General features: G+C 37.5%; 2 protein-coding genes. Both read left to right on the top strand.

Going from position 1 to position 6,973, the window contains the following annotated elements:
- The first annotated feature begins 705 nt into the window (after positions 1–705).
- Positions 706–1,575, top strand: coding sequence for a hypothetical protein (locus tag ASC49_RS18460; RefSeq protein WP_141656879.1), 870 nt, complete (start codon positions 706–708; stop codon positions 1,573–1,575).
- Positions 1,569–6,968: a site-specific integrase gene (locus ASC49_RS18455; protein ID WP_055464714.1), complete on the top strand. Its 5,400-nt coding sequence runs from the start codon at positions 1,569–1,571 to the stop codon at positions 6,966–6,968. Before ASC49_RS18460 ends, ASC49_RS18455 begins: the two co-directional genes overlap by 7 nt.
- Positions 6,969–6,973: the final 5 nt, after the last annotated feature.

Raw genomic sequence — 6,973 nt, 5'->3', positions numbered from 1 at the left:
CTGGTAGCTCGTCGGGCTCATAACCCGAAGGTCGTCGGTTCAAATCCGGCTCCCGCAACCAACTGCATATTATTGATTTATAAAGATATTCTTCATGTAATCCCCTCTTTTAAGTCACATCTTTTTAATCTCAATTTGATATTTACATATCAACCAATATGTCTCTACTTAATGAGCTTAATTGTCAGTATATTTTTAAATAGCATTTTTCTAACGCAGCTTTGCTAGCTGGCTCCAAATGATTTAGTCAAAAAGTCATGTGGCGAATGCGTGACTATTCTGTGCCAAATTCCATAATTACACATTCATTTACCTCTAATAATTAGGGCTAAAATGCATCCTTAATTGATCTAAAATGAGGAAATTTCTGCATCGGGCATTCTGGTATAAGTTGCCTAAAGTGATACAAAATCTGTTCATAGAAGTCCTAAACAAGTACTTTTTTGGATATTAATGCACTACTTCAACGGTTGCTGAGAAGGCAGTGGTGTAGGGCTAGTTCACATTTGTGACGGTGATTTTGGAAGGTCTATTTTTGTGGCCAAGAGAGTGCTTTTGTAGGCTAAATTTCTTCTTGTCTATCCTTAGCTCAACACATGCTGTACCTCAAACCTCTGTACGTTTGTACAGTTGTCTGTTGACTTTCGCTCTAATCTGTATATAGATTAATCACTTAGGGTGTATGTAGCTTATGAGGATGGCCGTTTGGATAAAGAGATTTGTACTTTTTCAGTGATGAGTGATCAGAAGCTTCCGCAAGTTCATGGAGAATGTGTACGTGTACAGTGCGGTACAAAGAAAACGACGGCCTTCTATCGGCATTTAGATTTCCTCTTAGTGCACTTTGTTGACTTTTACAATTGGATGATTTCAAAATCTCAAAGTGATTATCCTTCATCAATAGCCATCGAGTTAGACAATTTCTTTTATCAAAATTTAAGTCCGCATAGCAATGACTCATTTCCTACAAAGGTTTCATTAATATATTCCTTTGATGACAATCTTTCGTTAGAGTTTTTTAATGAAAGTAGTTTGTTAGATCTCTTTAAACATTTCTCTGAAGTCATGGAAAATGTATCTATTAAAATATCAAACGATGAAAAAGACTGCTATGACGATATGGATGTATATATGTCAAAGCTTTTCTCTGAAGTGATGAATCGCATATACAAGATGTCAGACAAAAGCGGATTGATTCGTGTTGAATTTGATAGCAATAAAAAGAGTTATGACATTTTAACAGATAAAAAACCTCCTAAGTTTGACGAAAAAGAAGAGGAGTCTGAGTTTGTCATATCTGAAAGCTCTGTTAGCGGAATGTCAAATACAGATTATTCAATAAGATTTCTTGATCACGAAAGCAGCAAGTCGATTAAAGTTTTTCTTGATGGTGAGGGGGAGTTTAACGATTTTATTAAAGATAATCCTGATGCATTAATAAAAGGCAGTAAATCATTTGAGTTAAATGTAAGGAAGGTTGGGAAAGATTTTTTTAATCTGATTTCATATTCAGTTAATGATAAAGAGAAAGAAAGCATTGATTTTTATAAGCAACAAGGGATTGAGTTTTGCTGATAGAAGGATTGATTGATGATTTAGAATCTGGTTGGCAAGAAAGTGTTCTAAAAAGTTTTAGAATAACCTCTTATTATAATTTGTCTAGAATTTTTTATGAGGTAGCAAAAGAGAATCGCTTAGGGATTGAATTTGATGCAGAAGTAGCCTTAAAAATTTTAAAATTCTTTAGTGATAGTGAAGAAATAGTATCCTTTGAGAGATTGAAAAAAGAAACTGATAAAGGAATAGGTAGCTCGCCAGTTCTCAGTTTATCAATTTTCGATCGCCTACCTAATAACTATTCAAGTAATCACTATGCAGCTAAATACCTTCAGCTGTCATTATTTTTTGCATTAGCCGCTCCTAATAAAAGTAATCGTGATAAAAAAAGTATTTTTAACGCTGCTCTACATATAGGTCAAATTTTACGGAATAATTATAAGGAAATATCGAGCGTTCCTGATAACGCTGTTTTTTTTAAAACAATGGATGTTTTTGTTAATGAAATGTCTGATGTCTTTAAAATTTCTCACTATTACTGGGAGAATTTAGTTAAGCGTGGTATCAACTCTATAACGGGTATTAGCTTTGCTCATGAAAATCTAAGTAAAAAGAAGAAGAGTAGGAGAGCCTATGCTGGTAAGCCTTCACCAATTCGCCCCTCAGGTCCAAATGATGATGTTTACTTTATTGATTTTGGTGATGGGGAGGTTGATGTTGATGACCATACGCCGGTTTGCATTGATGAAATTGATACCAAGTCATTCACTCCCTTAGCTCTTACTAACAGGGCTATAAATGCAAGATTGTCAGGTCAGCCCAATGAACAGCGGGGCCTAATTTTAGCCCCTGTAAGGCATACAAAAAAAGAACACGAAGCTCTAATTTCTTGGTTCTTTACCCAGCCAGCGACATCAGCAAAAGTCTTACTTGAGTTAACTTATCTATCATCTATGAAAGCCCATGAGGTGCTTGGGATACACGTTCTCACAGATTCAGATAAAAATATTCAAAATTGTTTAAAGGACAAAGATTGTTATGCTGTTTTGGATCTTCAACGAGGCCTATATTGGCGTAAAAATGTAGAGCTTGAGAACTCATTTAAAGCATCTGTGAATGATAAAAAATGGTTGAATCCTAATAGCCTTTGGTTAGCGCTACCAATACCCGACGCATTTTTAGCAGACTTTAATGCTGTATTTGCACATGATGATATTCAGCGTGTTGCAAGCTTTTTCGAAATTTCTTATGTTGATCAATTCAATGAAATTGTAAATCTTGAGTTAAATAAAATTTCAAAAGAATCTAGTCTGAATCGGCCTATGACTAAGCGCTCGGTTAGATATGCTTTGTTTGGTGAGATTGCTGATCGCTATGGTCTTCAGGTTTCTTCTTTAATTTTAGCGAACACTGAATTTGGTGTTTTAAGTTGGCATTATTATATGTCTCTTAGGTCGTCACGGATTACTCAAATTTATTCTGAGGTAACTGAAGAAATTGGTTTGCCATCCACCATTAGATCTATTCCTGAAAATATGGGTTTTAATGGGTGTGATTTTTCAATTGATAAAGATGTTTTTTCAAGCAGAGTAAGAATAAATAAAGATAGGCTGTTTAAAGTTTATAGTGACTTTAATAAGTTAAAGTCTGAAATTGAATTTAAAGAAGCTTATAACGCTTTGGTGTCTTATACGCTTACAGCGTTTTTTATATCAACATCTCATCGTCGCTTGTCCGGCAGCTTTGTTGAATTGGCAATGTGGGACGACTCATTTAAAAGAGTATTGATTGCCGACAAAATTCACTTTAGTGAGTCTGCTTCTCGATACCTTCCTTTACCAAACATCCTATCAGATCAGATTAAGCACACTATCTCTTGGATTAGGTGCTTAGCAGTAAAGTTAAAGCGCATTAATTTAGAAATGGCAATTAAGCTAGCTGCTTCATTGGAATTAAATGGCGGACAGCCATTTTTAGGAATTTGGTCTGATGACGATCAGCTTCTTCCATCGTCTACGTCGCAAATAGCTCACTTTCTTGGCGAGGATTGGACTTTACCACAAAACGCTATGCGTCAGCTGTCCTATCAGTATTTGTTGTCCTCGATCGAAGGTGCAAGGATTCTCAACAAGCAAACAGGTCATGTCCCCAGTGATATGCACTCCTTCCAATGCACCTCTTTATCCATAAATGAGGGAGACGAAGAGCAAATACACAGAGCTCTTCTAGAGAATATGCTGCACGAATTAGGCTTTAGTGCTATTCGGAAATCCAAAGATGTTAAATTTTCGTTAACAAAAAAACAGAAGGCTGGCCGACAAAAACGTTTTATTAAGTTTCCAACGAATATTAATAGGATTAAGCAAAATGCCATAAAAGCAATCAAAGCCAAAGCAAAAAAGGCTGTTGAAGCTGCTTATGAAAAGGCGTTACTTGAAGATCAAACACTATATGAAATTCTCAACGTTATGTTGGATGATCAGCCTCTAGTCCTTGAATATGCAATGCGTTATGTTCCAAGCCTCATTGAGTCTTTCGACACAGATAGTTCTCTCTCGCCTGATGATTTTAGAAAGCTATTGAAAAACAAATTGGTCTTAGTGCCATCTGCTGAGAAAGTTTTACCATTCGATATTGGCCTTTCTTCTCGATACATGACCGTACTCGATTCAGGATTGACGGCAGTTATCGAATCTATTCTATCAAAGACATTTAAGTTAGATGGATTAGATTTAGAATTATTGCTTGTTCTATCTTTACTTCACGACGGAGAAGAGGCAGTTTTTCGTGTTTTGTCAAAAAAAGAGCCGAAGATCGAAATCGAACATTTTTGCTATTTAAATGGCTTTTTAACTGCGCAAATAGAAAACGAGACAATTTTTATTGGTGGGAAAAGTGCTCTATTAGCTGCGCTATGGCTTAACCGATTTCCCCACCAGGGACTGAGTGTATCTGAAGCTCAACTTTCAAAACGGCTTAATTCCATTATTCGTGAGGGCAGGAAAGGCTCTAGAAAGGATGTTAAAAGTAGTAGCCCCGATTCTTATGATAACCCTTTGGTTAAACTTGCATACGCTTTAAGTTCAATCATCGGCCACAGAGCAATATCACTGCAATCCCTTTCTGCCAGGCTAAAGCATGCTCCTAGAAATAATGAAACTGGCGTCCTTTATGGTTTAAGAATGGGAACGGTTGAGAGTAAGCCATTAAGTCAAACGGTGTTGGCTAGGTTGATAAAGCCAAAGCGCTACTTTGAAAAATCCTGTCTTGAGCCTGCCCGGATCGATCCTACAAATTCATCAGGGCACCTATTTGTTAGTCACTCTGACTCAAGTGATGGTCTAAAAGCCTTTTGTACAGAATTTAATAAATTTTTAAACTCTGGCTCTGCTAACTCTACCAAGTTGATCGGTGAATATTGGTTAAATTTAGTTGGCGGAGGAGGTAGCTATGATGATGTTCATTCATTGATTAAAAGGTCGATGCAGTTACCTGAGATTATGGTTCTAGTATTGGCTTGGCTTCTATGGGCTTCGAAGCGGAACAGAGGAAGTAATCGAAAATCGTTAAAAGTAGGAACGATTAAAACGTACTTCTCCAAAGTGGGGAAAATACTTTGTGGCTTGGTTGAGCTGCGTTCACTGCAACATTTAGACAGTGATGAGTTGTTAGATATCTATCAGCAAGTGATAGACAGTGGAAATGTCGATTCAAGAAGCCAGCGTTTACCGATTCTTCAGTCATTTCATTCTGCAGTCCAAAGGTTTTTCAATGTTGCTAAAGTGGATTGGCGCGATTTAGATATAGAGCTGCCAAAGAAGCAATATCATGCAAATTTAGTTACTCCGGAAGAGTTCTCTTTGGCTCAGAAGCTGATTGCGGAAGACCCTTATATGAACGCTGAAGACAAAGATACTTGTTCTATTATTTTATCATTGTGTTTCAAATTGGCTTTAAGACGGGCAGAGGCCCGACGTTTAACGGTTAAAGACATTTCCTTCGATGACATGCTCTGTTTTGTTAGATCTAATAAATGGGGAACAGTCAAAACGCTCAGTGGGAATAGGCGGGTTCCTCTAGATTTAACACTGGATTCAGATGAATTAGAGCTGTTAAAGGCGTTTGTTGCTCGTGCTGCTACGTATGGCTCCAAAACCCCCATATTTTTTGACTTGCTTTCTAAAAAGCGCATTAGGCCTTTAGACAGGCTGTTTACTCGTGTAATAGAGGCTCTGAAGTTGGCAACAGGTGACCCACAAGCTCGTCTTCATGATTGTAGGCATTCTGGCATTAACTTTATGGCAACAGCATTGATGTTGTCGAATAGTAATACTGATGCAATTGCTAAAAGTATTAAGCAATTTCTACCTGATGGTGATGTTGAAGGCTTTAACTTAAGGTTTAGGGCTCGCTTGATAGCATCTAGCTCTGATGATAGTGCTCTGTTACCAGCCCTTGCGCAGATAGTGGGTCACAGTAATGCTCGAACTTCGTTAGGAAGCTACATTCACTTAACGCATTATTGGCGCTGGCTTTTAAGTGAAAAACAGCATAAAGAGAATGCAAAATTAGACAAGGCGATAGCGGCATTTTGTAATCTAAAGCTGACCACGCTTAGAGTTGATAAGACAAGGCACTATGCATCAGCAGCATACTTGGCACTACCAAAAATTTTGGGAGCAAACGCTGAGGGTTTAGAGCAACTTTACTTAGGTAAAGAGCGACCCGATTTGCGGCTATCTCTTTGGCAGCAGGATTTATGTGAAGAGCGGGTTCTATTACTTAAGGATGTTGAGCAAGCTTTACGTTATTTAGAGCTAATAAGTGCTGATAGTCAGAAGCGAAATCAAGGGCTTCTGAAGTTAGATCAATTACCATTTTTAGAGCGGTATGATCTGTCTGAGGCATGGGTCAAAGCAGTGGCTGAAGCGTATCAAACAACCATCTCTGATCATCAGATTATTTATCGAGCATACAATATTTTATCTCTTCAGAGTTCCACTGACTTGCCAAAGGAGTATCGATCGAAAGAAGCTATTCGTTATTTCGAGCGAAGCACCTTTGTTGATTTATTGAAAAAGCTTTTAAAACTTGAGACTGAGGGTTTTGATCAATTTGAGTCATTGATGGGTATTTGGGAAAAGGCTTGGGATGCTAATACTCATTCATTTAAAATTGAACTTGATAAAATTTCGGAGTGGGAGCAGTCATTACTTTCTTTGGGGATTAAAGCAACCTACGGTGATGAATTAGAGGTTCGCCGATATCGGGGTATGACTAAGCGTTGCTTGGTTGTGAAAAGCGCATCCTTCCTTGATGGAACTTCAGTTTTTATGCCGCAGTTAAGTCATGCTTTGTTCCTAATTTTGATTTTAAACCGAGTGAATAAAGTAGGCTTAAAAGTGGCATGATCAAT

Source organism: Marinomonas fungiae (assembly GCF_001418205.1).
Lineage (GTDB): Bacteria > Pseudomonadota > Gammaproteobacteria > Pseudomonadales > Marinomonadaceae > Marinomonas > Marinomonas fungiae.
Note: the sequence above shows the minus strand (reverse complement) of the source record. Positions and strands in the feature narration are given on the sequence as shown.